The organism is Streptomyces sp. NPDC006208 (genome assembly GCF_040613775.1).
Classification (GTDB): Bacteria; Actinomycetota; Actinomycetes; order Streptomycetales; family Streptomycetaceae; genus Streptomyces.
In genome coordinates this window covers 124,657-150,460 of sequence record NZ_JBEXSW010000007.1, presented here as the reverse complement: position 1 = coordinate 150,460, position 25,804 = coordinate 124,657, and the positions used below count along the sequence as shown (strand labels likewise).

Below are 25,804 nucleotides of genomic sequence, written 5' to 3'. Positions count from 1 at the left end.
TCTCAGCGGGACGCTCCGAAGTTCTGGGTCCACCACGGGCCGCCGTCCCCGGAGTGCAGGCCGACGCCTATCTCCTTGAAGGAGCAGTTGAGTATGTTCGCGCGGTGGCCGGGGCTGTTCATCCACGCGTCCATGACGGCGGCCGCGTCGGACTGGCCCCGGGCGATGTTCTCGCCGAGCGTGGACCAGGCGTAGCCGGCCGCCTCCACCCGGCTGGTCATGGTGGAGCCGTCCGGACCGGTGTGGGACATCACGCCACTGCGGGCCATGACGTCGCTGTAGTCCTCGGCGGCCCGGGTGAGCCTCGCGTTCGCGGTCAGCGGCGAGCATCCGGCCGCCGCGCGCTCCTTGTTGACCAGCGCGATCACCTCGGCGGTCACGCTGTCCGAGGCGCCACCGGATCCGCTGTCCGAGCCCCCGCCGGAAGCCGGCTCCGGCTTGTCGGCACCGCCGCCGGGCTTCGACCCCGTACCGGTACCGGCCTTCTGCTGCACCTTCTGGGCAGGAGTCGGGCTCGCCGTCCGCCTCGGCTCGGCGGGTTCGGAGGCGGACTTGCTCGGCTTGGCACTCGCGCTGGGGCTCGCCGAGGCGGAGGGAGAGGGGGAGTCGCTGCTCGCCCCCGCGTCGGGGAGCTCGACCGCCGGGACGTCGGCGGCATTCGTCTCCACCCGGTCCCCACGGCCGTCCGCGTCATCGCCGTCGACGGCGAGAGTGAACCCGAGACCCGCGACCACCGAGAGCGCTCCGGCTCCCAGTACGACGTTGCGCAGCCGCATCGTGCCCTTGCGGCGGGCGTGCGAGCGGGACGTTCGACGGGTGGCTCGGTGGGAACTCATGCGTGCGGCACCTCGGGAGAGACAGAAGCGGGCGATCCCGGGGGGCGCGCGAAGCGCCCACCGGGATCACGTGGGGGTAACGAAAGCCTATGCCGGGACGGGGCGGTACAGGCCTTCCCGGCCGTTTCTTCAAGAAGCCATAAGAAACGCTTCAAGCGCAGGGCAGACAGCCCGCGCGGTTCTGGGTCACGCTCCTGCCGCGAGAGAAAGTTCACTTCACGGAATCCGGTATGAAACGGTACGTAACATTGCTGAACGGGCCCGGTGGAAACCGAGTTCGGTGGCGTCCCAGCAGGCTCCGGCGCAGGCCGGACAGCTGACGGGGTGCCATATTCATGACGCAGGCGGCGACTTGAGATTTCCGGTGCCCCGCTCGACGAGGCGGCCTGCCTTGCCTTTCCCTGCGACGGCTCCGCCGGCTGCGGGGTGCGGGACGCGCGGCGGCACCGAAGGCTTCCGCCGGGTGGCACCCTCGCTTCCTTCCGGCGATCGCACGGCGGTGGAGCTCGCGGGGCCTCACAATGGGGTGTGGGGCACGCCTGTCGCCGTGGAGAGGCGGGACGAACGCATGCCGTACGCAGCCGTGACCGCCCTGAGCCATATCGGCCTGGTGCGCGAGCACAACGAGGACAGCCTTGTCGTCGGGCCGTGGACGCTGTGCGGCACCGTGACCGAGAGTCCGCAGACGCTGCTGTTCCCCCTGGGCACACCGCTCGTCGTGGCCGTCGCCGACGGGCTCGGCGGGCAGCCGGCCGGCGAGGTGGCCAGCGCGCTGGTGGTGCGCCAGCTCTCCGCCCTCGGCCCGTCCCTGGAAGACGAGCAAGCCGTCCAGGACGTGCTGAAGCTGTGCAACCACTCGGTGTACGCGGCCGCCGGTGACGATCCGCAACTGGTCACCATGGGGACCACCGTCGCCGGGACCGTCCTGCTGCCGGAGTCGGTGATGATCTTCAACGTTGGCGACAGCAAGGTGTACGAGGCGGCTCGGGACGGGCTCCGGCAGGTGAGCGTGGACGACAGTCCCCCGCCGGAGCCAGGTCACCGCACCACATCGGCCGTCACCCAGACGCTCGGCGGCACCCATGCGTTCGCCGCCGTCACACCGCATGTGTCGACCGTGGCGCTGTCCGTGGGTGACCGCTATCTGGTCTGCACCGACGGACTGACCGACCCGGTACCGGACGAGGAACTGGAAGGCCTGCTGCGGGTGCACGACGACGGCAAGGCCGCCTTCGAGCTGTGGAGGGCCGCGATCGAGGCCGGGGGCCCGGACAACATCACGCTCGCGGTGGTGCGCATCGGCGAGTGAGGGAGGGCCGGCCCGGACTCGGCAGACCGGCCCTGATTCAGCAGAGGTGAATACTGGCGCCGAGCAGCCCGAGCCCCGCCTCCGCCGCCTGCTGCCAGCAGCGCAGCGGACCGTCCAGGACCGACTCGTCCTCCGGACCTTCGTCGAGCCATATCCGCGCCTCGGCCGCGGCCCGCTCCTGCGGCGTGAAGGTGAGCGCCCGCTCGACGGCCGGCAGGCTCCGTCGCACATCCTGCGCGTCGAGTGCGAAGTCCCCGCACCAGCCGGGCAGCAGGGCGGCGCGGCGCGGGCCGATCGCGTGGAACAGCGCGCTCACGGCGTACTCCTTGCGGTGGATGCCGAACCAGGGACGGACCTCGTCCGCCGCCTGCTCCCACACGTCGTACAGATCGAAGGTGCAGTCGTCACCGCTGTGCAGCTCGTCCAGGGGCGCCGCGGACGTCAGCCGCAGGTACCCCATGAGAGCTCTGCCCTTCTCGGGGTCGCGCCACAGCGGGTCCCACTGCCGGTGGTCCGGGAGCGGATCCGTGCACCAGGCACGCCATTCGCGCTGGGTGTCCTCCAGCAGCTGCTGCCGCGCGATCAGCGGCCGGACCCGCGGCAGCAGCTCCGCCATGACCTCGTCCGTGTGCGCTGTGACCGCCCACGCCGAACTGAACCCCATCGCCGGTCCTTCCCCCCGTAGCGACTCGGATTCACGACGCTACGGGGTGGGTCCGACAACGCGGGGCGGGCGAGGCAGCAGGGGACAGGGGCGACGGGTGGGTCTCAGTCGTCGATCGCGCTCATGACGTGCCCGAGGTCCACGAACTTGAAGCCGGTAGTGTCACGGTCGGCGTCCGCAGGGGTGTCGTGGCCGTCCTGGACGACCAGGAGGCCGTTCGGATACTTCCGGCCCAGCGGGGCGTTGAGCACCGCCGCGCCGTCGCACTCCTCGGAGCCGTCCAGGGCCGCGGAGGACGCGGTGACACGGAAACCGGCCTCGTACTCGTTGTGGTCCGCGAGCTCGCGGTCGTACACGGCGAAGGTGTTGTCGCCCTGGCTGGAGGCGAGGACGTACCCGTCGCCGTCCGGCTCGGTGAGCAGCGTCAGGCCTTCGACGTCCGCGGCGAGGCGGGTGCCGCCGAAGCCGGGGTCGGCGCCGGGGACGCACTCGTCGCTCGGCTCGTCGTACGTGGCGGGGACGCCGTACTCGCGCACCGTGTCGACGAGCTTCGGGGCGCCGGTCAGGTCGGCACGCATCCGCCAGATGCCGACATCCTCCTGGCCCGCATAGAGCATGCCGCTCGCGGGGTCCACCACCATGCCCTCGACCTGGGGAAGCGCACCGGGCTCGGCGCACGGGGTCCAGGAGGTGCCGTTCGGGAGCCGGAAGGAGTCCGGCAGGTCCAGGGTGCGGATCTTTCGGTAGGTGACCTTGCCGCCGGTGGTGGGGGTCAGTTCCAGCAGCGCGACGCTCGTCCGCTCGCGACGGCTGACCAGGGCGTACGAGCGGCCCGTCGCCCGGTCGGTCCAGGTGGCCAGGCCGTACGCGGTGCGCTGGTCGTTGATCTCGTCCTGGTTCGCCGAGAACACCGCCGGAGCCGCGGGGTCGGTGATGTCGGTGAGCGGGCCACCGGATCGGGAGCGCTCGATGCGGTACACGCGAAGCCGGTCGTGGCCGCGGTCGGTGGTCACGGCGAGATCGGCCCGTCCGGACGGGAGGCGCAGGCCGTTGACCAGGTCGACGTTGTTGAACCGTCCGGGGGCGTCGTCCGGCGCCGCGGGCGGCGGTGCCGGGATCGACTGGACCGGGCGGGCGTCGAGGTCGTAGACGCGCAGCCCACCTTCCTTCGCCGTGGCGATCACCAGGGAGCGGCCGGGGTCCGCCGCGTTGCGCCAGATCGCCGGGTCGTCGGCGTCGGCGTTGCCGCCCGCCTCGTCGTCGTGGAGCGCGGGCGTCTCCGCCCGGGCGGTGACCGCGGGCAGCTCGCGCGCCCCGGAAGCGGAGACGGGCGCGGAGGTGGAGGTGGAGGCCGATGCCGGGGCGATGGCGACCATCGCCGTCAGTGCCGTGGCCAGTGCGGCTGTGCGAGCAGTCACGAGGAAGCTCCTCATGTCGGGACATGGCAATTGTCGCGCGTAGCCTCGGACCTCGGGATGACGGCCAGGCATCCACCGGGCGATGACGACATGTGCACGTCATGAACTCGGCGACGACCCGGGCCGGCCACCCGGATGCCGTAGCCGGACGGGCACGCGGACCGCCCCGCACGTTGACTGAGGCCGGAAGTCGACTACGGGAGGCGTCATCATGGCAAGCGGGTGGATACGCGGCGTACCGGGAGCCGTGCTGGCGGCGCTCGTCGCCACAGGCAGTGCGGGCTGCACGAATGACGGCAGCCCGTCCGACACCGCGTCGAAGGCGGCCTCGGCACTGGAATCGGCCGCGTCCGCGGCGGAGTCCGCGGGTTCGGCGATCGCGTCGGCCGCCTCTCAGGCACCGGAGGTGCTCGCCTCCGCAACCGCCGAGGCCAGTAAGCAGCTCGACGCGATCAAGGGCGGCATCGACGCCAAGGACGAAGTGACACTCGGCAAGCCCTCGACGGACAGTGAGGGACACGGCACCGTCCAGGTCTCCGCCCGGAACACCGACACCTCCGCCCGGTCCTTCGCCGTCCAGGTCGACTTCCAGGACAGCAACGGCAAACTCCTGGACACGGTCGTGGTCACGCTCAGCGACGTGGCCGCCGGCAAGACGGGGCAGGGCACCGCACGCAGCACACGCGAGATGTCGGGTGCGATCACGGCGAAGGTCGGCAGGGCCCTGCGGTACTGACCCGCCGGCACCGAAGAAGCGGTACGGCCCCCGGGGCATGACCGCGCTCCGGCCGGACTCGAGGTCTCGGCCGAAGCGCGGTGTCCGGTGGGAAACGGTCCGGCGGGGATCAGGGCGGCGGGACCGGCGCGGTGGGACCGGCGGCGGGGACGGGACAGTGGGCCCGGGCACCGTGCGCCGTCGCGCACCCGCGGGCCAGGGCGGCCCGCACCTCGGGCATCAGGGCGGCGGCCGTGCGCCCCGCGCGTCGTTCGCCGAGCATCTCCATGCGTCACCTGCCGCACCGTGTCGTCGCTCTTCGAGGCCTCGATCCGGTCGCCATGCCGTCCCAGCGTCCGCCGCGCCGCCGCCCGGGGCATCCGGTGACAGCCGTTCGGGTGACGTCCCCTGTGCATGGAGTGACCCGCACGGGCGGCAGACCCGAGGACGGCGGACCCTTGACATGTACCGGGCGTGACGATGGAATATGGTCGTTTTCGTTCGTCCCCGTTCATTTGTGTGCGACATTCACCCCACGGAGCCGCACGTGCCCATCGAACGAACCACGCCGGGAAAACGAACCACGCCGGGAAGGCGACTCGCTGTCGTCGCAGCCGCTCTCGCCCTCCTCACCGGCGGGGCGGCCCTCACCGCGCCCCCTTCGGCCGCCGCGCAAGCCCCGCCGCAGGCCGCCGCGCCCGCGGCCGGGGGCGGGGGCGGTCTCGCCCTCACCCCGCCCATGGGCTTCAACAACTGGAACTCCACCCACTGCCGCGCCGAGTTCAACGAGGCAATGGTCAAGGGCATCGCCGACGTCTTCGTCTCCCAGGGCCTCAAGGACGCCGGGTACGAGTACGTCAACATCGACGACTGCTGGGCCCTGCCCGACCGGGACACAGCCGGCAATCTGGTCCCCGACCCGGTCCGCTTCCCCAACGGGATCAAGGCCGTTGCCGACTATGTGCACTCCAAAGGACTCAAGTTCGGGATCTACTCCAGCGCCGGTACCAAGACCTGTGACGTCAAAGGGTTTCCCGGCGGACTCGGGCACGAGCGGCAGGACGCCGAGCTGTGGGCCTCCTGGGGAGTCGACTACCTGAAGTACGACAACTGCAACAACAGCGGTGTCGACGCCAGGCAGCGGTACAAGGCCATGGCCGACGCGCTCGAGGCCACCGGGCGGCCGATCGTCTACAGCATCTGCGAGTGGGGCGAGAACCAGCCCTGGAAGTGGGCCGGTGAGTACGGCCATGCCTGGCGCACCACCGGGGACATCAGCGACACCTGGTCCAGCATGATCAATATCGCCCGTGCGAACCAGTCGCTCGCGCCCTACGCCGGGCCCGGGGCCTGGAACGACCCCGACATGCTCGAGGTCGGCAACGGCGGAATGACGGACACCGAGTACCGGACACACTTCAGCCTCTGGGCACAGATGGCGGCGCCCCTGCTGATCGGCAGCGATCTGCGCACCGCCTCGCCCGCCACCCTCGAGATCCTGAGGAACACCGATGTCATCGCCGTCGACCAGGACAGCCTGGGCCGACAGGGCACGGTGGTCTCCCGCTCCGGCGGTCTGCTGGTGATGTCCAAGCCCCTGGCGGACGGCAGCCGTTCGGTGACGCTCACCAACGAGAACATCTCGGCGCGGACGATCACCACGACCGTCGACGCGATCGGGCTCGGCGGTGCTTCCTCCTACACGCTCAAGGACCTGTGGTCCCGGCAGACCCGCACCACCACGGGCACCATCAGCGCCTCGGTCCCCCCGCACGGCACGGTGATGTACCGGGTGACACCGGGCAGCCCGGTGCCACCCCCGGCGGGCATCCACCAGCTGGGCGATCTGCCCTGGACCTCGGCCGCAAACGGCTGGGGACCGGTCGAGCGTCACCGCAGCAACGGCGAGCAGGCCGCGGGAGACGGCCGCACGCTCACCATCGGCGGCACCACCTACGCCAAAGGGCTCGGCACCCACGCCGCGAGCGACATCACGTACCACCTGGGCGGCATCTGCCGGTCGGTGAGCGTCGAGGTCGGTGTGGACGACGAGTCCACGGCCGGCGGATCGGCCGTCTTCCGGATCTACCGGGACGCGGCGCTGGTCGCCGACAGCGGCGTACGCACAGCGAGCGATCCGCCGGTCCGCCTGACCGCCGACCTGACCGGCGGCCAGAAGCTGCGACTCGTCGTCACCGACGCCGGTGACGGCATCGACCACGACCACGCCGACTGGGCGGCTCCTGAGCTCGTCTGCACCTGACCCGTGTGTGACCTGCACGGCACCGCGGCACTCCCCGGCAGCGGCGGGTGGCACACTGTGCGCCCGTCGCTGTTGAAAGGAGCCCGCCGTGCCGATGATCCGCAGCCTGCGCCGCGTGGTCCGCCGTACCTACCGCCGCACCGTGGACTTGAGCCACCCGGCCAGGTCGCCGCTGGGCAGCGCGGTGGTGAACTGCGTGACGTACGAGGACGGGGTGCGCCGTCCCGGCCCGTACGCCGTGGACGAGGCGCTGCGTCTGGTGCGCAAGGCGGGCCGCGGCTTCGTGTGGATCGGGCTGCACGAGCCCACCGAGGCCGAATTCGCCGGTATCGCCGAGCTGTTCGAGCTGCATCCGCTCGCCGTCGAGGACGCCGTGCAGCCGCATCAGCGCCCCAAGGTGCAGCGCTACGACGACACGCACGGCGCGGGCACCCTGTTCGCCGTGTTCAAGACCTGCCGCTATGTCGAGCACGAGGAACTCACCGCCGCCAGCGAGGTGGTGGACACCGGCGAACTGATGGTCTTCACCGGATCCGACTTCGTGATCACCGTCCGGCACGGCAGACACGGTTCACTCGGCCCGCTGCGCGAGGCGCTGGAGTCCGCGCCCGAGCAGCTGGCCAAGGGACCGGCCGCCGTCCTGCATGCGATAGCCGACCATGTCGTCGACGAGCACCTGGCGGTCGCGGACGCGGTGCAGCACGACATCGACGCGGTGGAGACCGCCGTCTTCAGCGAACAGGCCGGCCGGGGCGACGCCGGGCGGATCTACCAGCTCAAGCGCGAACTGCTGGAGCTCAAGCGGGCCGTGGCCCCCCTGGAGCGCCCCCTGCGGACGCTGGCCACCACCCCCCTGCCGCCGGTCGGCCCGGACATACAGCCGTACTTCCGCGACGTCGTCGACCATCTGGCCCGGATCAACGAGCAGATCGCCGCGTTCGACGGGCTGCTGGACTCGATCCTGCAGGCCCATCTCGCCCAGGTGACCGTCACCCAGAACGAGGACATGCGCAAGATCACCGCGTGGGCGGCCATCGTCGCCGTACCGACGATGGTGTGCGGGGTCTACGGCATGAACTTCGAGCACATGCCCGAGCTGCACTGGACGTACGGCTATCCCCTCGTCCTCGGTGTGATGGCGACCGCCTGTCTGCTCATCCACCGCAGCTTCCGCCGCAACGGCTGGCTCTGAACTCCCTCCTGCCGGGTCAGGTCAGGCCGATGAACAGGCCGAGGGTCAGCAGGGCGACCATGCCGCCGTAGAGGCCGAGTTCCACGGAGCGGGCCTCGATGGACGGGTCGGTGCCGCCCGCCCTGACGAAGCCGAGGGCGGACCGGACCAGCAGGGTGAGCGCTGCGGCGCAGCAGGCCGCGATCAGGGTGTCCGTCGCGATGTCGTTCACGTCGTGACCGTCTCACGGGGCGTCAGGTGCCGCATCCCGGTGGGGCCTGTCAGGGGATACGGACAGCTCCTTCAGCGTGTCCGTCAGCCACTTCGTCCAGAACGTCTCCAGTTCGATCCCGCCCCGCAGCACCACATGCCGCAGCCGGTCCTGTCTGGTCACCCGGCGCTCGGGCGGGAAGTCGCGCTTCTCGATCGCCTCGTACTCGGCCAACTGGGCACTGTGCAGCTCCAGATGGCGTACGAGTTCCTCCTCCAGACCCACGCCGCCCGCCACCGCCGCCGCGCGCAGACGCAGCAGCAGCGGATCGCGGCCCGGCCTCGGGTCCTCCGGCCGCCCCACCCACGCGGCCAGCTCCGCGCGGCCCGCGGGCAGCACCTCGTACTCCTTCTTCTGCCCGCGGGTCGGCTGAGCGGAGGGCAGGGCACGGATGTGCCCTGCCTGCTCGAGTTTGCCCAGCTCCCGGTAGATCTGCTGATGGGTGGCCGACCAGAAGTAGCCGATCGACCTGTCGAAACGGCGGGTCAGCTCCAGGCCCGACGAGGGCTTTTCGAGCAGGGCCGTGAGGATCGCATGCGGGAGGGACATGGCCCGCATCCTATGGACGCGGGCTCGTGCCCGGACGCGGGGTCACAGCGCCGCGGCCAGCCGCGTGCCCTGGTCGATGGCCCGCTTGGCGTCCAGCTCGGCAGCCACGTCGGCGCCGCCGATCAGGTGCACCGAGCGGCCGGCCGCGGACAGCTCCTCGTACAGCGAGCGCTGCGGCTCCTGGCCGGTGCACAGGACCACCGTGTCGACGGGGAGCACGGAGGTGGTGCCGTCGACGGTCACGTGCAGGCCCTCGTCGTCGATCCGCTCGTACGTCGCTCCCGCGGTCATGGTGACGCCGCGGTGCTTGAGCTCGGTGCGGTGGATCCAGCCCGTGGTCTTGCCGAGGCCCGCGCCGACCTTGCTGGTCTTGCGCTGCAGCAGGTGCACGGACCGCGGCGGGGCGGAGCGCTCCGGCCGGGTCAGTCCGCCGGGGGCTGCGTACTCGGTGTCGACGCCCCACTGGCGGAAGTACGTCTCGGGGTCCAGGCTCGCGCCCTCGCCCGCGTCGGTGAGGAACTCGGCCACGTCGAAGCCGATGCCGCCCGCGCCGATGACGGCGACGCGCTCGCCGACCGGTGCCCCGTCGCGCAGCACATCGAGGTAGCTGAGCACGCTGCTGTGGTCGACGCCCTCGATCTCGGGGGTCCGGGGGCTGACGCCGGTGGCGACGACCACCTCGTCGTAGTCGGCCGCGGACAGGTCGCCGGCCTCGACCCGGGTGCCGAGTCGCAGCTGGACGCCGTGCAGGTCGAGCTGGGTGCGGAAGTAGCGCAGTGTCTCGTTGAACTCCTCCTTGCCCGGGATCCGCTTGGCGATGTTGAGCTGGCCGCCGATCTCGTCCGCGGCGTCGAACAGGGTCACGTCGTGGCCGCGCTCGGCTGCGGAGACGGCGCAGGCGAGCCCGGCCGGTCCGGCGCCGACGACGGCGATGCGCTTGCGGAGCCTGGTCGGGGAGAGGACGAGTTCGGTCTCGTGGCAGGCACGCGGGTTGACCAGGCAGGAGGTGAGCTTGCCGCTGAAGGTGTGGTCGAGGCAGGCCTGGTTGCAGCCGATGCAGGTGTTGATGGTGTCGGCGCGGCCGGCCCCGGCCTTGGCGACGAACTGAGGGTCGGCGAGGAAGGGCCGGGCCAGCGACACCATGTCGGCACGCCCGTCGGCGAGCAGCTGCTCGGCGACCTCGGGGGTGTTGATGCGGTTGCTGGTGATCAGCGGGACGGACACCGCGCCCATCAGCTTCTTGGTCACCCAGCTGAAGGCGCCGCGCGGAACGGAGGTGGCGATGGTGGGGATACGGGCCTCGTGCCAGCCGATGCCGGTGTTGATGATCGTCGCTCCGGCCGCCTCGATCTCCTTGGCGAGGGTGATCACCTCGTCGAGCGAGGAGCCACCGGGTACCAGGTCCAGCATGGAGAGGCGGTAGATGAGGATGAACTCCTCGCCGACCTCGGCCCGGATACGGCGGATGATCTCCAGCGGAAGCCGGATGCGGTTCTCGTACGAGCCGCCCCAGCGGTCGGTGCGCCGGTTGGTGGCGCTCGCGATGAACTCGTTGATGAAGTAGCCCTCGGAGCCCATCACCTCGACACCGTCGTATCCGGCGGACTTGGCGAGGCGCGCCGCGCGGACGAAGTCGTCGATGGTCTCCTCGACCTCGTCGTCGGTCAGGGCGTGCGGGACGAACGGGCTGATGGGGGCCTGGATCGCGCTCGGGGCGACCAGATCGGCGTGGTACGCGTACCGCCCGAAGTGCAGGATCTGCATGGCGATCCGGCCGCCCTCGGCGTGCACGGCGTCGGTGACGATCCGGTGCTTCGCGGCCTCTTCCTCGGTGGTGAGCTTGGCCCCGCCCTCGTAGGGGCGGCCGCGGTCGTTCGGGGAGATGCCGCCGGTGACGATGAGGGCCACGCCGCCGCGGGCGCGCTCGGCGTAGAACGCCGCCATACGCTCGAAGCCGCGCTCGGCCTCTTCGAGGCCGATGTGCATGGACCCCATCAGGACCCGGTTGGGCAGGGTCGTGAACCCGAGGTCGAGCGGGCTCAGCAGATGCGGGTACGGCGTACCAAGGTCGCTCATCGGGCGTCTCCTCACGCAGGTGTCGTCCCTTTCAGTTCTAGCGGCGCCCCCGCGATTATGCAACAAAGTGCAAAAGCATTTCGGTGCGGCGTACAGCACACTCCGCCCGCCCGTCGGGCGGGCGGAATACCGACCCCGGGGTCACGGTTGGAGGGTATAGTTCAATCTTCAACCACTAACCCGAGAGGTGAGCTCCATGCAGTTCGGCATCTTCACGGTCGGCGACGTCACCACCGACCCGACCACCGGCCGCACGCCGAGCGAGCACGAGCGGATCAAGGGGACGGTCGCCATCGCACGCAAGGCGGAGGAGGTCGGCCTGGACGTCTTCGCGACCGGCGAGCACCACAACCCGCCGTTCGTCCCCTCGTCACCGACCACCCTTCTCGGGCACATCGCGGCCCGGACGGACCGCATCGTCCTGTCCACCTCCACCACGCTGATCACCACCAACGACCCGGTGAAGATCGCCGAGGACTACGCATACCTCCAGCACCTGGCCGACGGCCGGGTCGATCTGATGATGGGGCGGGGCAACACCGGACCGGTCTATCCGTGGTTCGGCCAGGACATCCGCCAGGGCATCCCGCTCGCCATCGAGAACTACGCACTGCTCCACAGGCTGTGGAGGCAGGACGTGGTCGACTGGGAAGGCCGGTTCCGCACGCCGCTGCAGGGCTTCACCTCCACGCCGCGCCCGCTGGACGGCGTCCCGCCGTTCGTCTGGCACGGCTCGATCCGCTCCCCGGAGATCGCCGAGCAGGCCGCGTACTACGGCGACGGCTTCTTCGCGAACAACATCTTCTGGCCCAAGGAGCACTTCCAGAAGCTGATCAGGCTCTACCGCGAGCGCTACGCCCACCACGAGCACGGCACGCCGGAGCAGGCGATCGTCGGCCTCGGAGGTCAGGTCTTCATGCGCCGGAACTCGCAGGACGCGGTACGGGAGTTCCGCCCCTACTTCGACAACGCTCCGGTCTACGGACACGGGCCGTCGCTGGAGGACTTCACCGAGCAGACGCCGCTGACCGTCGGCTCCCCGCAGCAGGTCATCGACAAGACGCTGACCTTCCGCGAGACCTTCGGTGACTACCAGCGCCAGTTGTTCCTGATGGACCACGCGGGGCTGCCGCTCAAGACGGTGCTGGAACAGCTCGACCTGCTGGGCGAAGAGGTCGTGCCCGTCCTGCGCAAGGAGTTCGCGAACCTGCGGCCGGCCGGGGTTCCGCAGACCGCGCCGCTGCACCCCGCCGTACTGGCCGCGAGGGCCGAAGAGACGAAGGAGTCGTAACAGATGCAGCACACCACCGAACCGCTGAACCTGGTCGTGGTCTCCGCCGGGCTGGGCGTGCCCTCGTCGACCCGGCTGCTGGGCGACCGGATCACCGAGTCCGTACGGCGTGAGCTGGCCGGCACCGACCTGGCCGTTCAGGTACGCGTCGTCGAACTGCGCGATCTGGCCGTGATGATCGCCAACAACTTCGTCACCGGCTTCCCCGCGCCCGCCCTGGCCGAGGCGATCGAGGCGGTGACCGGCGCCGATGGACTCATCGCGGTCACACCCGTCTTCACCGCCTCCTACAGCGGGCTGTTCAAGTCCTTCTTCGACCTGATCGAGCCCGGCGCGCTCAGCGGCAAGCCCGTGCTCATCGCCGCGACCGGCGGGACCGCCCGGCATTCGCTGGTCCTGGACCACGCGCTGCGTCCCCTCTTCGCGTATCTGCGGGCGCAGATCGCCCCGACGGCCGTGTACGCGGCATCGGAGGACTGGGGCGGCACGGGCGACGCACTGACCGAGACGCTTCCCGACCGGATCGCGCGAGCGGGGCGCGAGCTGGCCCTGCTGATGGCGGCGCGCCCGGCCGACCGGGCGCGCGGCACGGACACCGCTGCCTTGTTTGCGTAGTTTTACGTAGGCTTGCAACAACAGGGGGTCACGGGTCGCGTGGGGCTACGGAGGTGGCGGGTATGGCAGCCGCAGGCAGGATCGTCGTCGGCGTGGACGGATCGCCGCCGTCCGTGCGGGCGCTGCACTGGGCCGTACGGCAGGCCGGACTGACCGGCGACTCCGTCGAAGCCGTCATCAGCTGGGAGTACCCGGCGGCGGGCTGGGCCTCGATGGTCCCCTCCATCCCGGCCGACTTCGACCCCGAAGCCCTGTCCGCCAAGATCCTCGACGACACCCTGACCCAGGAACTCGGCGCCGAGGCGGCCGCCGCCGTCACCCAGACGGTCATGATCGGCAATGCGGCGCAGGCCCTGATGGACCGGGCGGAAGGCGCGTCGCTGCTGGTCGTGGGCGACCGCGGCTACAGCGGCTTCAAGGCGACGCTGCTCGGGTCCGTCGGGCTCCATGTCACCCAGCACGCGCCGTGCCCGGTCGTCGTGGTGCGGGGCAGGGCCGCGGACTGACCCGCCCGTGCGGCCCGGGGGGCCGGGATCCCTGGTAATGCTGATGGCCGATGTCAGTGACGCCTCCTATGGTTTCGGCATGAGCCGTGCACTCATCGGGCGTGACCACCCCGCAGGCGTCCTCCGGGCCGAGATCGGCCGGGCGACGGACAGCCACGGGGGCCTGGTGCTGGTCACCGGCGAAGCCGGCATCGGCAAGACGACCCTCGTCACCGACGCGGCCGACGACGCACGGCAGCGGGGTGCGCTGGTGCTCGGCGGGACCTGCTGGGACTCCGAGAGCGCGCCCGGGTACTGGCCGTGGGTGCAGGTGGTGCGCGGACTGCGGCGCGGGGCGGGCGCCGAGGCATGGGCCGAGGCCGAGCGGGCGGCGGCCGGGCGGCTCGCGGTGCTGCTCGGGGAGGCCCCCGGCGAGGTGGAGAGCGGCGGCGAGGCCTTCCCGGTGTACGACGCGGTGACGACCGCGCTGGTCACCGTCTCGCAGCAGCGGCCGCTGGTGGTGGTGCTGGACGACCTGCACTGGGCGGACCCGGCCTCGCTCCGGCTCCTCGAATTCGCCGCGCAGCACGCCTGGTTCGAACGGCTGCTGCTCATCGGTACCTACCGGGACGCGGAGGTGGAGTCGGCCGACCACCCGCTGCAGGGGCTGATCCTGCCGCTCGCCGCACGGGCCACGACGACCGTGACGCTGACGGGGCTCGAGCGCGACGAGGTCGGGGCCCTGATCGAGCTGACGGCCGGGGCCGCACCGGAGCCGGACCTCGTCGACGAGGTGCACCGCCGCACCGGCGGCAATCCCTTCTTCGTCGAGCAGACCGCCCGGATCTGGCACAGCGGCAGTCCCGTCACCACGGTCGCGCCGGGCGTGCGAGAGGCGGTGCGCCGGCGGCTCGCGATGCTGCCCGAGGCGGTGAGCGAGCTGCTGGTGACAGCCGCCGTGCTGGGCCGGGAGTTCCACCGGCAGGTGCTCGCGACGGTGGCCGGCGCGCCCGTGCCCCATGTGGACCGGCTGCTGGAACGGGCGGTCGCGGCCCGCCTGGTGGCCGGGCGCTCCGGGGGCCGGTTCGCCTTCGCCCACGATCTCGTACGGGAAACGCTCTACGAAGCACTGGAGGAGCAGGAGGCGCGCAGCCGGCACGCGGGCGTCGTACAGGCCCTGGACAGCTCGCCCGCCCTGCGGGAGAAGGTCCTTCCCGCCGATCTCGCCCGGCACGCACACCTGGCGGGCGAGGAGCTGGCGCGCGACCGCCGAGTGGATCTGCTGCTCGCCGCGGCCCGCGACGCCTCGGGCAGGCTGGCCACCGAGGAGGCGGTCGGCCACTACCGGCGCGCCCTGGAGGTCGCGGCACCCGATGCGCGCCGGGCCGCACTGGTCGCCCTCGACCTGGGCGGCGAACTGCGTCACGGCGGCGAGGACGGCGAGAGCCGCCGCGCCTTCGAACAGGCGGCGGACCTGGCCGAGGAGCTGGGCGATCCCGAGCTGCTGGCCCGTGTGGCGATCACCCTGCACCAGCACCAGGACGCACAGGACCGGCGGCACCGGCCCCGGGAGCTGCTGCACACGGCGTATCTGGCGCTCATCGGCGGCGACCCGGCCGATCTGGAAGGGGTGTCGGCCGACCGGATCGCCCAGGATCTGGCGGTGCGCTGCACGGCGCTGGCGCGCGACGCGGAGGACGACGAGGCGCTGTCCTTCGCCCTGTGGGCGCGGCACGACTCCATCTGGGGCCTCGGCACCTCGGCGGAGCGGCTCGCGCTCACCGACGAGATGGCCGAAGTCGCCCGCCGCACGGGCAACCGGGACATGGAGCTGCTCGCCACATCGATGCGCTGGGTGTCCCTGCTGGAGCTCGGCGACCCGCTCTATCTGAACCAGCTGCGCACCTTCGTGGCGCTGGCCGAGCGGTCGGCCCTGCGCCGGTTCGAACTGGGCAGGAGCGTCGACCAGTCCCTGATCGCGGCCCTGGGAGGCCGCTTCGAGGAGGCCGGCCGGCTCCTGGCCGAGGTCCAGGAGTACAGCCACGCGCATCCGGCGTTCACCTTCATGATCGCGCACATGGACTGGGCACTGAAGCTGCTCAGGGGCCGGATCGGCGAGGCGGCCGCGGTGGTCGACGGACTCGAGGAGATGGGCCATCCCTATCCGCGGCTGCTGGAAGGGATCACGGCGACCGAGCAGGGCGACGCGGCACGAGCGCTGCGGCTGGTCGAGGACCTCGAGGCCGCGGCCGAGCCGTTCCCCAAGTACTTCGTCCCGCTGTGGATGCGGCTGCGGGCGCAGACCGCGGCCGCACTGCGCGACGAGGGCCGCATCGATGCGGCCCGTGCGGAGCTCTCGCCGTACGCGGGGCAGTGGGTCGTCTCGCTGTTCGGGTGCGACATCAGTGGTCCCGTCGACCTGTGGCTGGGTCTGCTGGACGCGGCCCAGGGGCGTACAGCGGACGCGGTCGCGGCGCTGACGGCGGCGTACGAATCGGCCGACCGGCTGCGGGCGCGGCCCTGGTCGGTCCGCGCCAGGGCCGCGCTGATCGGGGCACTGGGGCCGGACGCGGACGCGAAGCTGGTGGCGCGGACGGCGAAGGAGGCCCAGGAGCTCGGCCTGACACATCTGCTGCCGGACGGCGGAGCCGGCGAGCCCGCACCCGCCGCAGCCAAGGAGAGCCCCACCCGGGCGGAGTTCCGGCGCAACGGCGCCGTGTGGGCTCTCGCCTTCGGCGGCCGGGCCGTGCACATGCCGGACGCCAAGGGGCTGCGGGATCTGCACACGCTGCTCACCCACCCCGGCGACGATCTGCCCGCCGTCGTGCTGCTCGACCCCGAGGGCGGCGAGGCCGCGGTCGCCGCGCGCCGGTTCGGCGGCGACCCGGTCCTCGACGAGGAGGCCAAGAGCCGCTACCGCCGGCGGCTCGCGCAGCTGGACGACGAGATAGACCGGGCGGGCGCCCGGGGCGACGACGACCGGGCCGCCGCGCACGACCGCGAACGGAGCGCACTGCTGGAGGAGTTGCGTACGGCCGCGGGACTCGGCGGCCGTACGCGACGCCTGGGCGACGAGGCGGAGCGGGCCCGTAAGACGGTCACCGCCCGCATCCGCGACACCCTGCGCAAACTGGACGCCCTCCACCCCGAACTGGCCGCGCATCTGCGGGAGTCCGTGGCCACGGGGGCGACCTGTTCCTACCGCCCGCCGCGCCCGGTCGACTGGCGGCTGTGAACGGTCACGACCTGCGGAGGGGGCACAGCGGCCGGGTCACAGCGGCACCACGTCGGCCACGACGCAGGCGATGTTGTCGGGACCGCCCGCGCCGTGGGCGAGCGCGACCAGTTCGTCGACCGCCGCCTCCGGATCGGCAACCGTGCTCAGGATCTGCAGGATCGCCGCGTCCGGCACGATGGTGAACAGGCCGTCCGAGCACAGGAGATAGCGGTCGCCGGGCCGTGCCTCGTGCAGCCGCAGATCCGGGCGCGCGTGGTCCTCGTTCCCGTCCAGCGCCCGCAGCAGCATCGCCCGTCGGGGATGGGAGACGGCCTCCTCGGCGGTCAGCGTGCCCTCGTCGATCATCGACTGCACGACGGTGTGGTCATGCGTGATCCGGAACAGCTCGCCCCCGCGCAGCAGATGCGCGCGGGTGTCGCCGATGTGCACCAGCGCCAGCCGGGAACCCGTCCACAGCAGCGCGGTCAGTGTGGTCCCTGAGCCGTCCAGGCCCGTCACCGCGGTGTTGGCGCGGCGGACGGCGTCCTCCAGGGCGTTCAGCAGATCCCCGGCCTGCGACGACACCGCGTCCCCCGGTTCGTCCAGCGGCCTGAGGGCCTCGATCGCGGCGGTGCCGGCCCGTGCGCCATCGCCCCCGTAGCCGTCGGCGACCGCAAGCAGCCGGGATCCGGCGTACACGGCATCCTGGTTGGTCTCCCGGACGAGACCCCGGTCCGAGCGGGCGGCATAGCGGAACCCCAGGTCCATGGTGTGGTGCGACATCGTGTCGGTGTCCTTCCCTGACAGCTGGTCCACGAGGAACAACGCCAGATCGCGCCGCGCGGCCGTCTCCGCCTCCACCTGCGCCCAGTACGCCCGGATGTCCCGGGCGGCCGCGGCCGGGTCCGACTCGGAGCGGTCGCAGACCTCCCGGATGCGGGCGAGCGGCATCCGGATCCGCCGCAGCCACGCCACCAGCCGGGCACGCTCCAACTGCGTCTCGTCGTAGTACCGGTATCCCGTGAAGGGGTCGACACGGGCCGGTGGCAGCAGGCCCAGTTCGTCGTAGCGGCGCAGGGCCTTGGCGGACAGCCGGGAGGCGTGGGCGAAGGCTCCTATGGTCAGCAGCCCCATGATCCGTCCCCGCTTCCTGGCGTTTCCTCGTACCGGGCACCTCGCCCGGCCCCACCGATGCTGGGGCTTCCCCCGGGGAGAAGGTCAACAAGGTAGACGGCGAACGGGCGCCCCGGTCCCTCGGGGCGCCCGTCACGAAAAGCCGGCCGTCACGGAAAGCCGGCCGTCACGGAAAGCCGGCCGTCACGAGAAGCCGGCCGTCCTTGCTCTCACTTGCGGTTGTAGAGCCGCATCGTCACCGAGCCGAAGACCACCACCAGCACCGCCGACCAGCCCAGCGTCCAGGCGATGTCCGCCGCCGGCCAGTCGCCCGCCATCAAGTCGCGGACCGCCGTGGACAGATGGGTCACCGGGCTGTTGTTGACGAAGGCCTGCAGCCAGCCCGGCATCGTCTTCGGGTCGACGAAGACATTGCTCAGGAAGGTCAGCGGGAAGATCACCATCATGCTGACGCCCATCACCGACTTCTCGGTGCGCAGCAGCAGGCCGAACATCGTCCAGATCCAGGAGAAGGAGAACGAGAAGAGCATCAGCAGCACCACCCCGAGCGCGATGCCCACCAGGCCGCCGTCCGGGCGGTAGCCGATGACCACACCGACCGTCAGCATCACGACGGAGGCGATGAAGTAGCGCACGACGTCGCCGAGGAGATAGCCGACCATCGGCGCGGGCCGCCAGATCGGCAGCGTGCGGAAGCGGTCGAACACGCCCTTCGTGATGTCGGTGTTGACCGCGACGCCCGTGTACATCGTGATCATCACGACGCTCATCACCAGGATGCCCGGCAGCAGGAACTGGATGTACGCGTCGACCGAGCCGGCCAGCGCCCCTCCGAAGAGGTACGTGTACATCAGCACCATCATGATCGGGAACGCGGTCACGTCGAAGAGCTGCTCCGGCACATGCTTGATCTTGAGCATGGCCCGCCACCCGAACGTCAGCGACGCCGACAGCGCGCTCGGCCGCGGTGGTCGCTCCCCGCCGACCAGCAGTGCGGCCAGCTCCTCGGCCCTCGGGGCCTCGAGTTCGAGTTCGCTCAGGTCCTTGGTGGTGGTCGCGGTGCTCATGCCGCCTCCCCCTTCTTGTCGGTCAGGGCGAGGAAGACCTCGTCCAGGCTGGGCTGACCCAGTGCGAAGTTGTCCACGGTGATTCCGGTGCGGGCCAGTTCGGCCAGTGCGTGCGCGGCCTGCTCCGCCGCGCCGCGGTCGGTGCCGTGCCCGTTCACCCGGGCGGTCAGCGCGACCGGGTCGGCGTCCAGCAGCACCTCCGCGCCGAGTGCCGCCGCCAGCACCTGCTCGGCGGCCGGCCGCTGTGCGGCGTCCCGCAGCCGCAGATGCACGGCGCCGGACCCGACCGACGCCTTCAGCTCACCCTTGGTGCCCTCGGCGATCACCCTGCCGTGGTCGATCACGGCGATTCGGGAGGCGAGCTGGTCGGCCTCGTCCAGATACTGCGTCGTCAGCAGCACGGTCGTCCCCTGGGCGACGACCGCCCGCACGATGTCCCATACCTGGTTGCGGCTGCGGGGATCGAGCCCGGTGGTCGGCTCGTCCAGGAACAGCAGATCCGGGGTGTTCAGGATGGAGGCGGCGATGTCGATACGGCGCCGCATACCGCCCGAGTAGTTCTTCACCTGCTTGTCGGCCGCGTCCCGCAGCCCGAACGCCTCCAGCAGCTGCGCGGCACGCTCCCGCGCCGCCGCCTTGGCGTGCCCGAGCAGCCGCCCCAGCAGCACGAGGTTCTCCGTACCGGTGAGGTCCTCGTCGACCGAGGCGTACTGGCCGGTGAGGCTGACCCGGCTGCGGACCGCGTCGGCGTCCTTCTGCACGTCCTTGCCGAAGACCAGGGCCTCGCCGCCGTCCGGGCGCAGCAGCGTCGCCAGCATCCGCACGGTGGTCGTCTTGCCCGCGCCGTTCGGACCGAGCAGGCCGTAGACCGTGCCGGCGGGTACGCGCAGATCGACGCCGTCGACGGCCCGGTTGTCACCGAAGACCTTCACCAGGCCGGTGGTCTCGATTGCCAGATCTGTACTCATCGTCAGTTCCTTCGGAAGGTCTTCGGGCGGTCTTCAGGTCTTCAGGTCTTGGGTGGATCTGCGGTCTTCGCTCGGTGCTACGGAGTTGACCGGTGCGGCCCGCGGAAGTCATCGGCGACACGGGCATGCCCCGGTGAGCTGAGCTTCAGCAGACATAGGGCCGGGCGGCACGGGCCTCGCGCAGGGCCAGCCCCCACCAGTGCAGTTGGTCGAGCATCAGCGCCACCGCGCCGTCCCGGTCCTCGAGCCTGCCCTCGAGCAGATCCACGCTGACCCCGTTGCGCAGGGTCACGGTGTGGAGCTCGGTGAACACCGAGCGCAGCTGCTCGACCGCGTACAGACCGCCCGACCCATGGCCGTAGCTGACGAAGGCGACGGGCTTGGTGTGCCACTCGTCGTACGCACAGTCGATGGCCTGTTTGAGGGAGGCGGGGAACGAGCGGTTGTACTCCGGCGTCACGACGACGAAGGCGTCGGCGTGCGCCACCTGCGCGCTGAACTCCCGCATCTGCTCCGTCGGGCGGTGCGGGTAGCGGGCCGGGAAGTGGAAGTCGACGAGATCGAGCACCGCGGGCTCCAGGTCTGCGCGGCGCTCGGCGCACTCCAGGAACCAGTGTCCGATCTGCTCTCCGGCCCGCCCCTCTCGCGTGCTGCCGATGATCACTGCGACACGCAGCGGCGGCAGCTCCTGTTCCCGGTCCTGCTCCTGCACGGGGCGCCTCCCTCCACCGGTCTTCGGCCCTCACCCGGCAGGCGCGAGACCGCAGCGCGCGGCCGCCAGATCCGATCCGGCGGCCGCGAGTCGGAGGGAGACGTCTGCCGGAGACAGACGCCCGTCACTCCTTCATGTCCGGTGCACGTTCATGTCTGGTGCACGTAGAGGGCGTAGAAGGTCATGAGGCCGGCTCCCGCCCCGACCGCCACGCCGATGCACGCCGACCTGAGCACGCTGCCGTCGGACAGGCTGGTCAGGAAGCCGACCGCCACCGCGGTCAGCGCCCCGTAGGCCACGGCCCTGACCTCTCGCCGCAGTCCGCCCTGGATCCGGCCGAGACCGTAGGTCAGCCCGCCCATGACCACCGCGCAGACCACTCCGAGGAGGAGCTGGGCGCCGTTGAAGAACCCGCCTTCCTCGAAGCGCTTGAGAACCATGGCGTAGATGCCGAAGCTCACGCCCAGAGTGGCGGGCACCGCCCAGCTCGCGTGACCGTGGTGCCGTGCGGGCACCGCTGCGTGTGTGGCCATGTCGGAGAGCTCCTTCCGCTCGTCCTCGTCCGTCCTCCTTCAGAGCACACCCGCGCGCGGTCGCGGGCAAGTCAGGGAGCCGCCGTCCCCCGCGGGTCGCGGCTCGCCGCAACGAAGTGCCCGGAACCGGCGTCCTCACGACAGACGGACGTCGTAAGAGACGTCCGTCGCCGGAAACGTCCTGCGGCTCGGAGGGGTGTGTGGACACGGCAGCAACGAACGGCGCGCCGGCGGACGCGGGCCCGCCTCCTGCCCCGTACGGCGACGGCCCCCCGCCGCCCTCCGCCGGGCGCCGCACGGCCGTCCGGTTCGCCGCCCTGCTGCTGCTCGTCCCGACCGTGGTGATCGCCTGCCGCCTCGCGGACACCGACGCCGTCACTCCCGTACCGCAGCTGCTCGCCTTCCTGCCCTGGATGCTGGTGCCCGCCGGCGCCGCCCTGCTGCTCGGCGTGCTCGCCCGCCGGCGCACCCTCATGGCCTGGGCGGCCGCGGTACTCGCCCTCACCGGCTGGTTCGTCCGGCCGTACGACACCGGGCTGACCGACGACCCGCCCGGTCCGGTCGTCGCGCAGCTCGAAGTGCTGACGTCGAACGTCGAGTTCGGCGGGGCGACGGAGGCGCTCGTGGCGGCGATCCGCCGGGAGCGGCCCGACCTCGTGTTCGTGCAGGAATGCGAGTACCGGTGCTCCGAGGCGCTCGAGGCGGAGATCTCCCGCTCCGACTACCCGTACCGCAATGTGGTCGAGGGCGGCGGGGCAACAGGCTCAGCGATCCTCAGCAAGCATCCGCTGCGCCCCGCGCGCGGCGTCCCGTCCACGCTCGCGATGCCCGGCTCGGTGGCCGTCGTCGCCGGCCGGGACATCAATGTCCAGCTGGCCCACCCGTTGCCCCCCGTTCCCGGAGGCCTGTCGCTGTGGCGCCGCGAACTCGGCCGGCTGCGGAGCTTCGCCGCCTCGGCCGAGGGCACCCCGACCGTTCTCGCCGGTGACTTCAACGCCACCCAGGACCATGCCGCCTTCCGCCGCGTAATGGACGCGGGCGCTCTGCGCGACAGCGCGACCCTCGCGGGCGCGGCCCACACCCCCACCTGGCCGGCGTCGGTGCGCCGGCCGCTCGGCACGCAGATCGACCATGTGCTCGTCAGCGATGACTTCTCGGTGCGCGACGCGCGCTTCCTGGATCTGCCGAACACCGACCACCGCTCGGTCCTGGTCCGGCTCGCACTGCACGATGTGCGCTGAGGGCCCGGCCGGGTCACAGTGGGGACGGGGCGCGGGACCTCATTGCCCGGGCCCCGGGTCGTGTGTGGCCGGCGGTCAGTGAGGAGGCGTTTCCCGATGCGCGCTGTCGCGGTCAAGGAGTTCCGGGCCGAGCCCGAACTGATCCAGGTCCCCAAGCCCGAGCCCGGCGAGGGCGAGGTCGTGGTGAAGGTCGAGTACGCGGCGCTCAACCCGGTCGACTGGCAGATGGCCGACGGAGCTCTCGACGGCCGCGCCCCGCATGTGTTCCCGCTGGTCATGGGGGTCGACTACGCGGGGAGGGTGGATGTCGTCGGCCCCGGCGACAACCGCTTCCGGGTCGGCGACGCGGTCTTCGGTCAGGCCGCGCGCCCGCCGGTCGGCGCCGGCACCTACGCCGAGTACGTCGCGGTGCCGCAGGACGGGCCCATCACGTATGTACCCGAAGGGGTCGACATGCGTACGGCGGCGATGCTGCCCACCGCCGGGATGACCGCGGCCCAGCTGCTCGCCGTCGCGGGCGTGAGCAGCGGGCAGAGCCTGCTGGTCGTCGGTGCCGCGGGCGGCGTCGGCTGCTGCCTCACCCAGCTCGCCGCGGCCCGCGGGGTCCGGGTGGTGGCGGTGGTGCGGGGCGACGAGGAGCTGCGGATGCGCAGGCTCGGGGCGGCCGTCACTGTCGACCCCACCTCAGAGGACCTGACCGCGGCGGTACACCGCGCCTGTCCCGGCGGGGTGGACGCCGTGGCCGACATGGCCTCGGCCGATCCCGCCTCCTTCGCCGCGCACGCGAAGCTCGCACGGCCCGGGGGACTGGCCGTCGGGACCCGGTTCGCCGCCGGTTCGGTGGCGCTCGAGGGCGATGTCGAAGCGGCCGGCTTCCAGTTGCACGCCTCTGCCACGCTGCTGGAGGCGCTTGCCGCCGCGGCGGCCGACGGCGAGCTGCAGACACCGGTCGACGCCGAACTTCCGCTGGAGAAGGCCCCGGAGGCCCTCGCCCGGAACCGGGCCGGCGGAGCGCGCGGCAAGACCGTCTTCGCTCTCTGACCCCCTCCGGGCCTCCGGGCACGGTTCCGATGCCGTCGGCCGGGTTGCGCCGCACGGCCTGTCCGAGGTCTGTTGATGACCATGGGAGAACGCGAGGGCGGCACGGACCGGGGCGGCACGGCGCGCTTCGCACCGCCCGAGTGGCTGCTGCGCAGCCTGCGCCCGCAGCCCACGCCCGTCCCGAAGGCGGCCGTCGGCCGGGCGGCGGTCGCACTCGCCGCCCCGCTCGCCGTCGGACTCGCCGTCGGCCGGCCCGAGTACGGGGCGCTGGTGTCGATGGGTGCCCTGTCCGGGGTGATCAGCGACACCGCCGTCGCCTACCGGATGCGGATGCTCACCATCGCGGTCCCCCAGCTCTTCGGCATGGCCGGCGTCACCGTCGGCACGCTGGTGTACGGGGAGGGCTGGGCCGCCGTCGTCGTGCTGACCGTGGTCGCTCTGGTCTCCGGGATGATCTCGTCGATCGGCGCGGTCGCGTCCGTGTCCGGGCTGCTGCTTCTGCTGAACGCCGTGGTGGGGGCGGGTCTGGCGTTGCCGGGTCCATGGTGGCGGCCGCCGGTGCTGCTCGGTCTGGGCGGGCTGTTCGTGCTCTTCCTGAGCGTGCTGGCCTGGCCGTGGCGCGGGCGCGCGCCGGAACAGGCGGCGGTCGCCCAGACCTACCGCAGCGTCGCCGACCTGCTGGCGGCGGCGGGCACGGTGGCGTACGACGAGCGGCGTCAGGAGGTCACCCAGTCCCTCAACACCGCCTACGACCTGATCCTCGCCCGGCGGGCCCGCGAGCACGGACGGCGCGGCCCGCTCGTGGAACTGCTCTCCCAGCTCAATGTGGTCATCCCCCTGGTCGAGGCGGCTGCCGCGGCGCACCGCTACGGACGGGCCTCGCGACGGCCCGAGATCGCCGCGGCGGTGCGGGAGCTGGCGGACTCCGTCGCCCGGGGGCGGTGTACGGCTCCCCCGCTGGTGCTGCCCCCTCCCGAAGGGCCGGCCGACCGCGCGGTGGACTCGGCGGTGCGCCATGCGTCGGTGGTCGTGCACGAGACCGACCACGACCTGACGAACGTGGACGACCGGCTCGGCCGGCCGGCGTCGCTGCGCATCAGGGCCCGGCGTGCGTTCCGCGACGCCCTGCTGTCCGAGCCGTCCTGGCGCTACGGGCTGCGTCTCGCGCTGTGCATCGGCCTCGCGCAGGCGCTGGTGTCGCTGGTGGTGGTGCCCCGTTCGTACTGGGTCGCGCTCACCGTCACCTTCGTACTCAAACCGGACTTCGGCTCGGTGTTCTCCCGCGCGGTGCTGCGTGCGCTGGGGACCGCGGCCGGGCTGCTCGTCGCCGCGGCCGTGCTGGCGCTGGTGCCGCGCGGGGGCTGGGACGTACCGGTGATGATGGTGCTGGCGGCGCTGATCCCGGCGTTCTCGGCGAAGGGGTACGCCTTCCAGACCGCGGCGATCACCCCGGTGATCCTGATGCTGTCCGACATCCTCAACCAGCAGGGTTTCCATCTGGTGCTGCCGCGGCTCGCGGACAGTCTCATCGGCTGTGCGATCGCGCTGGTGGCGGGCTATCTGCTGTGGCCGGAGAGCTGGCACACCCGGATCGGCGACCGGCTGGCGGCGGCCGTGGAGGACACCGCGAGCTATGTGCTGTGCGCGTTCGGGACCCCCGGGAGCAGCGACGGCCACGCCCATGACCAGGCGGAGCGGGTACGCAGGCGCAGACGCCTGTACCGGGATCTGTCGTCCGTACGGTCGGAGTTCCAGCGCGCCCTGACCGAGCCGCCGCCGACCGGCGCACGGGCCGCCGCCTGGTGGCCGCTGGTCGTGGCCACCGAGCGGATCGTGGACGCGACGACGGCGGCCCGGGTCCGCGTCGACCACGGGGCGAAGCCGCCGGCCGCCTCGGAGGTCGCCGGGATCGAGCGGCAGGTGCGCGAGCTGGCGGAGGGCCTGCGGGAGTCCGACGTGCTGGTCGAGGTCAGGGCGGAACTTCCGGGCGACGAGGAGGGGGTGCTGGAGCCCCTGCGCCAGGAGGTACGGGCGGCCCGGGCGATCGCCTCTCCCGAGCCGCGGTCGTGACCTGCGAGGCCAGGGCGCCGGAGCCCGTGGTCAGGGTGCCCTGGCGGAACCCGGCCGCACGAGCGAGGCCGACAGGCGGGATGGAACAAGGCCACGGCCGACGGGCGCGACGTGCCCGACGCCGATGCGCGGCCGCACGAACCGGCAGCGTTCTTCGC

23 protein-coding genes are annotated in these 25,804 nt (G+C 71.8%); 11 read left to right on the top strand and 12 right to left on the bottom strand.

Annotated features, from left to right (window positions below):
* Window positions 1-2: 2 nt before the first annotated feature.
* Window positions 3-836 carry a CAP domain-containing protein gene (locus ABZ208_RS07600; protein WP_356908614.1) on the bottom strand — a complete coding sequence of 278 codons (834 nt, stop codon included), beginning with the start codon at window positions 834-836 and terminating at the stop codon, window positions 3-5.
* A 568-nt stretch (window positions 837-1,404) separates the two neighbouring features.
* On the opposite strand from ABZ208_RS07600, the gene ABZ208_RS07595 reads away from it, so the two are divergent.
* A complete protein-coding gene (locus ABZ208_RS07595; RefSeq protein WP_356908613.1) occupies window positions 1,405-2,145 on the top strand; it encodes a protein phosphatase 2C domain-containing protein in 741 nt (246 codons plus the stop codon).
* 37 nt (window positions 2,146-2,182) lie between these two features.
* Here ABZ208_RS07595 and ABZ208_RS07590 read toward each other — a convergent pair whose 3' ends face one another.
* Window positions 2,183-2,809 carry a hypothetical protein gene (locus ABZ208_RS07590; protein WP_356908612.1) on the bottom strand — a complete coding sequence of 209 codons (627 nt, stop codon included), beginning with the start codon at window positions 2,807-2,809 and terminating at the stop codon, window positions 2,183-2,185.
* A 104-nt stretch (window positions 2,810-2,913) separates the two neighbouring features.
* Window positions 2,914-4,242, bottom strand: coding sequence for a phytase (locus tag ABZ208_RS07585; protein ID WP_356908611.1), 1,329 nt, complete (start codon window positions 4,240-4,242; stop codon window positions 2,914-2,916).
* Window positions 4,243-4,438: 196 nt separating this feature from the next.
* Here ABZ208_RS07585 and ABZ208_RS07580 point away from each other — a divergent pair, with 196 nt between their 5' ends.
* Complete coding sequence (locus ABZ208_RS07580; protein ID WP_356908610.1) at window positions 4,439-4,963, top strand: hypothetical protein; 525 nt, start codon at window positions 4,439-4,441, stop codon at window positions 4,961-4,963.
* A gap of 109 nt (window positions 4,964-5,072) precedes the next feature.
* On the opposite strand, the gene ABZ208_RS07575 is transcribed toward ABZ208_RS07580, so the two are convergent.
* The gene (locus tag ABZ208_RS07575) at window positions 5,073-5,231 is read right to left on the bottom strand and encodes a hypothetical protein (protein ID WP_356908609.1); all 159 of its coding nucleotides are present in this window, start codon (window positions 5,229-5,231) and stop codon (window positions 5,073-5,075) included.
* Window positions 5,232-5,681: 450 nt separating this feature from the next.
* Here ABZ208_RS07575 and ABZ208_RS07570 point away from each other — a divergent pair, with 450 nt between their 5' ends.
* Window positions 5,682-7,205 carry an NPCBM/NEW2 domain-containing protein gene (locus ABZ208_RS07570; RefSeq protein ID WP_356908688.1) on the top strand — a complete coding sequence of 508 codons (1,524 nt, stop codon included), beginning with the start codon at window positions 5,682-5,684 and terminating at the stop codon, window positions 7,203-7,205.
* 94 nt (window positions 7,206-7,299) lie between these two features.
* The gene (locus ABZ208_RS07565) at window positions 7,300-8,397 is read left to right on the top strand and encodes a magnesium and cobalt transport protein CorA (RefSeq protein WP_356908687.1); all 1,098 of its coding nucleotides are present in this window, start codon (window positions 7,300-7,302) and stop codon (window positions 8,395-8,397) included.
* Window positions 8,398-8,413: 16 nt separating this feature from the next.
* Here the strand turns inward: ABZ208_RS07565 and ABZ208_RS07560 are convergent, their stop codons facing one another.
* The 3 genes from ABZ208_RS07560 to ABZ208_RS07550 are packed head-to-tail and all read right to left on the bottom strand — an operon-like array spanning window position 8,414 to window position 11,272.
* Entirely contained in the window at window positions 8,414-8,608 is a 195-nt protein-coding gene (locus tag ABZ208_RS07560) for a hypothetical protein (RefSeq protein WP_328398590.1), read from the bottom strand.
* A gap of 12 nt (window positions 8,609-8,620) precedes the next feature.
* Complete coding sequence (locus ABZ208_RS07555; RefSeq protein WP_356908608.1) at window positions 8,621-9,196, bottom strand: PadR family transcriptional regulator; 576 nt, start codon at window positions 9,194-9,196, stop codon at window positions 8,621-8,623.
* A gap of 42 nt (window positions 9,197-9,238) precedes the next feature.
* Entirely contained in the window at window positions 9,239-11,272 is a 2,034-nt protein-coding gene (locus ABZ208_RS07550) for an NADPH-dependent 2,4-dienoyl-CoA reductase (RefSeq protein WP_356908607.1), read from the bottom strand.
* Between the two features lie 196 nt (window positions 11,273-11,468).
* Here ABZ208_RS07550 and ABZ208_RS07545 point away from each other — a divergent pair, with 196 nt between their 5' ends.
* From ABZ208_RS07545 to ABZ208_RS07530, 4 genes are all read left to right on the top strand, one after another.
* On the top strand, window positions 11,469-12,563 hold the full coding sequence (locus ABZ208_RS07545) for an LLM class flavin-dependent oxidoreductase (RefSeq protein WP_356908606.1): 1,095 nt from the start codon (window positions 11,469-11,471) through the stop codon (window positions 12,561-12,563).
* Between the two features lie 3 nt (window positions 12,564-12,566).
* Window positions 12,567-13,178, top strand: a complete 612-nt coding sequence (locus ABZ208_RS07540; protein ID WP_356908605.1) for an FMN reductase — start codon at window positions 12,567-12,569, stop codon at window positions 13,176-13,178.
* A 62-nt stretch (window positions 13,179-13,240) separates the two neighbouring features.
* Complete coding sequence (locus ABZ208_RS07535) at window positions 13,241-13,684, top strand: universal stress protein (protein ID WP_328398600.1); 444 nt, start codon at window positions 13,241-13,243, stop codon at window positions 13,682-13,684.
* 79 nt (window positions 13,685-13,763) lie between these two features.
* On the top strand, window positions 13,764-16,898 hold the full coding sequence (locus tag ABZ208_RS07530; RefSeq protein ID WP_356908604.1) for an AAA family ATPase: 3,135 nt from the start codon (window positions 13,764-13,766) through the stop codon (window positions 16,896-16,898).
* Between the two features lie 36 nt (window positions 16,899-16,934).
* On the opposite strand, the gene ABZ208_RS07525 is transcribed toward ABZ208_RS07530, so the two are convergent.
* The 5 genes from ABZ208_RS07525 to ABZ208_RS07505 all read right to left on the bottom strand — a co-directional run bounded on the left by ABZ208_RS07525 (window position 16,935) and on the right by ABZ208_RS07505 (window position 21,294).
* Window positions 16,935-18,014 carry a MerR family transcriptional regulator gene (locus ABZ208_RS07525; RefSeq protein ID WP_356908603.1) on the bottom strand — a complete coding sequence of 360 codons (1,080 nt, stop codon included), beginning with the start codon at window positions 18,012-18,014 and terminating at the stop codon, window positions 16,935-16,937.
* Between the two features lie 209 nt (window positions 18,015-18,223).
* Window positions 18,224-19,081, bottom strand: a complete 858-nt coding sequence (locus ABZ208_RS07520) for an ABC transporter permease (RefSeq protein WP_328398604.1) — start codon at window positions 19,079-19,081, stop codon at window positions 18,224-18,226.
* On the bottom strand, window positions 19,078-20,049 hold the full coding sequence (locus tag ABZ208_RS07515) for an ATP-binding cassette domain-containing protein (protein WP_356908602.1): 972 nt from the start codon (window positions 20,047-20,049) through the stop codon (window positions 19,078-19,080). The genes ABZ208_RS07520 and ABZ208_RS07515 overlap by 4 nt, the downstream gene beginning before the upstream one ends.
* A gap of 145 nt (window positions 20,050-20,194) precedes the next feature.
* Complete coding sequence (locus tag ABZ208_RS07510; protein WP_356908601.1) at window positions 20,195-20,761, bottom strand: NAD(P)H-dependent oxidoreductase; 567 nt, start codon at window positions 20,759-20,761, stop codon at window positions 20,195-20,197.
* A 149-nt stretch (window positions 20,762-20,910) separates the two neighbouring features.
* Window positions 20,911-21,294, bottom strand: coding sequence for a hypothetical protein (locus ABZ208_RS07505; protein ID WP_356908600.1), 384 nt, complete (start codon window positions 21,292-21,294; stop codon window positions 20,911-20,913).
* 317 nt (window positions 21,295-21,611) lie between these two features.
* Between ABZ208_RS07505 and ABZ208_RS07500 the strand changes: the two genes are divergently transcribed.
* The 3 genes from ABZ208_RS07500 (at window position 21,612) to ABZ208_RS07490 (ending at window position 25,646) form a co-directional block, all read left to right on the top strand.
* Window positions 21,612-22,535: an endonuclease/exonuclease/phosphatase family protein gene (locus ABZ208_RS07500; protein WP_356908686.1), complete on the top strand. Its 924-nt coding sequence runs from the start codon at window positions 21,612-21,614 to the stop codon at window positions 22,533-22,535.
* A 96-nt stretch (window positions 22,536-22,631) separates the two neighbouring features.
* Window positions 22,632-23,576 carry an NADP-dependent oxidoreductase gene (locus ABZ208_RS07495; protein ID WP_356908599.1) on the top strand — a complete coding sequence of 315 codons (945 nt, stop codon included), beginning with the start codon at window positions 22,632-22,634 and terminating at the stop codon, window positions 23,574-23,576.
* Window positions 23,577-23,651: 75 nt separating this feature from the next.
* Window positions 23,652-25,646, top strand: coding sequence for an FUSC family protein (locus ABZ208_RS07490; RefSeq protein WP_356908598.1), 1,995 nt, complete (start codon window positions 23,652-23,654; stop codon window positions 25,644-25,646).
* Window positions 25,647-25,804 lie beyond the last annotated feature (158 nt).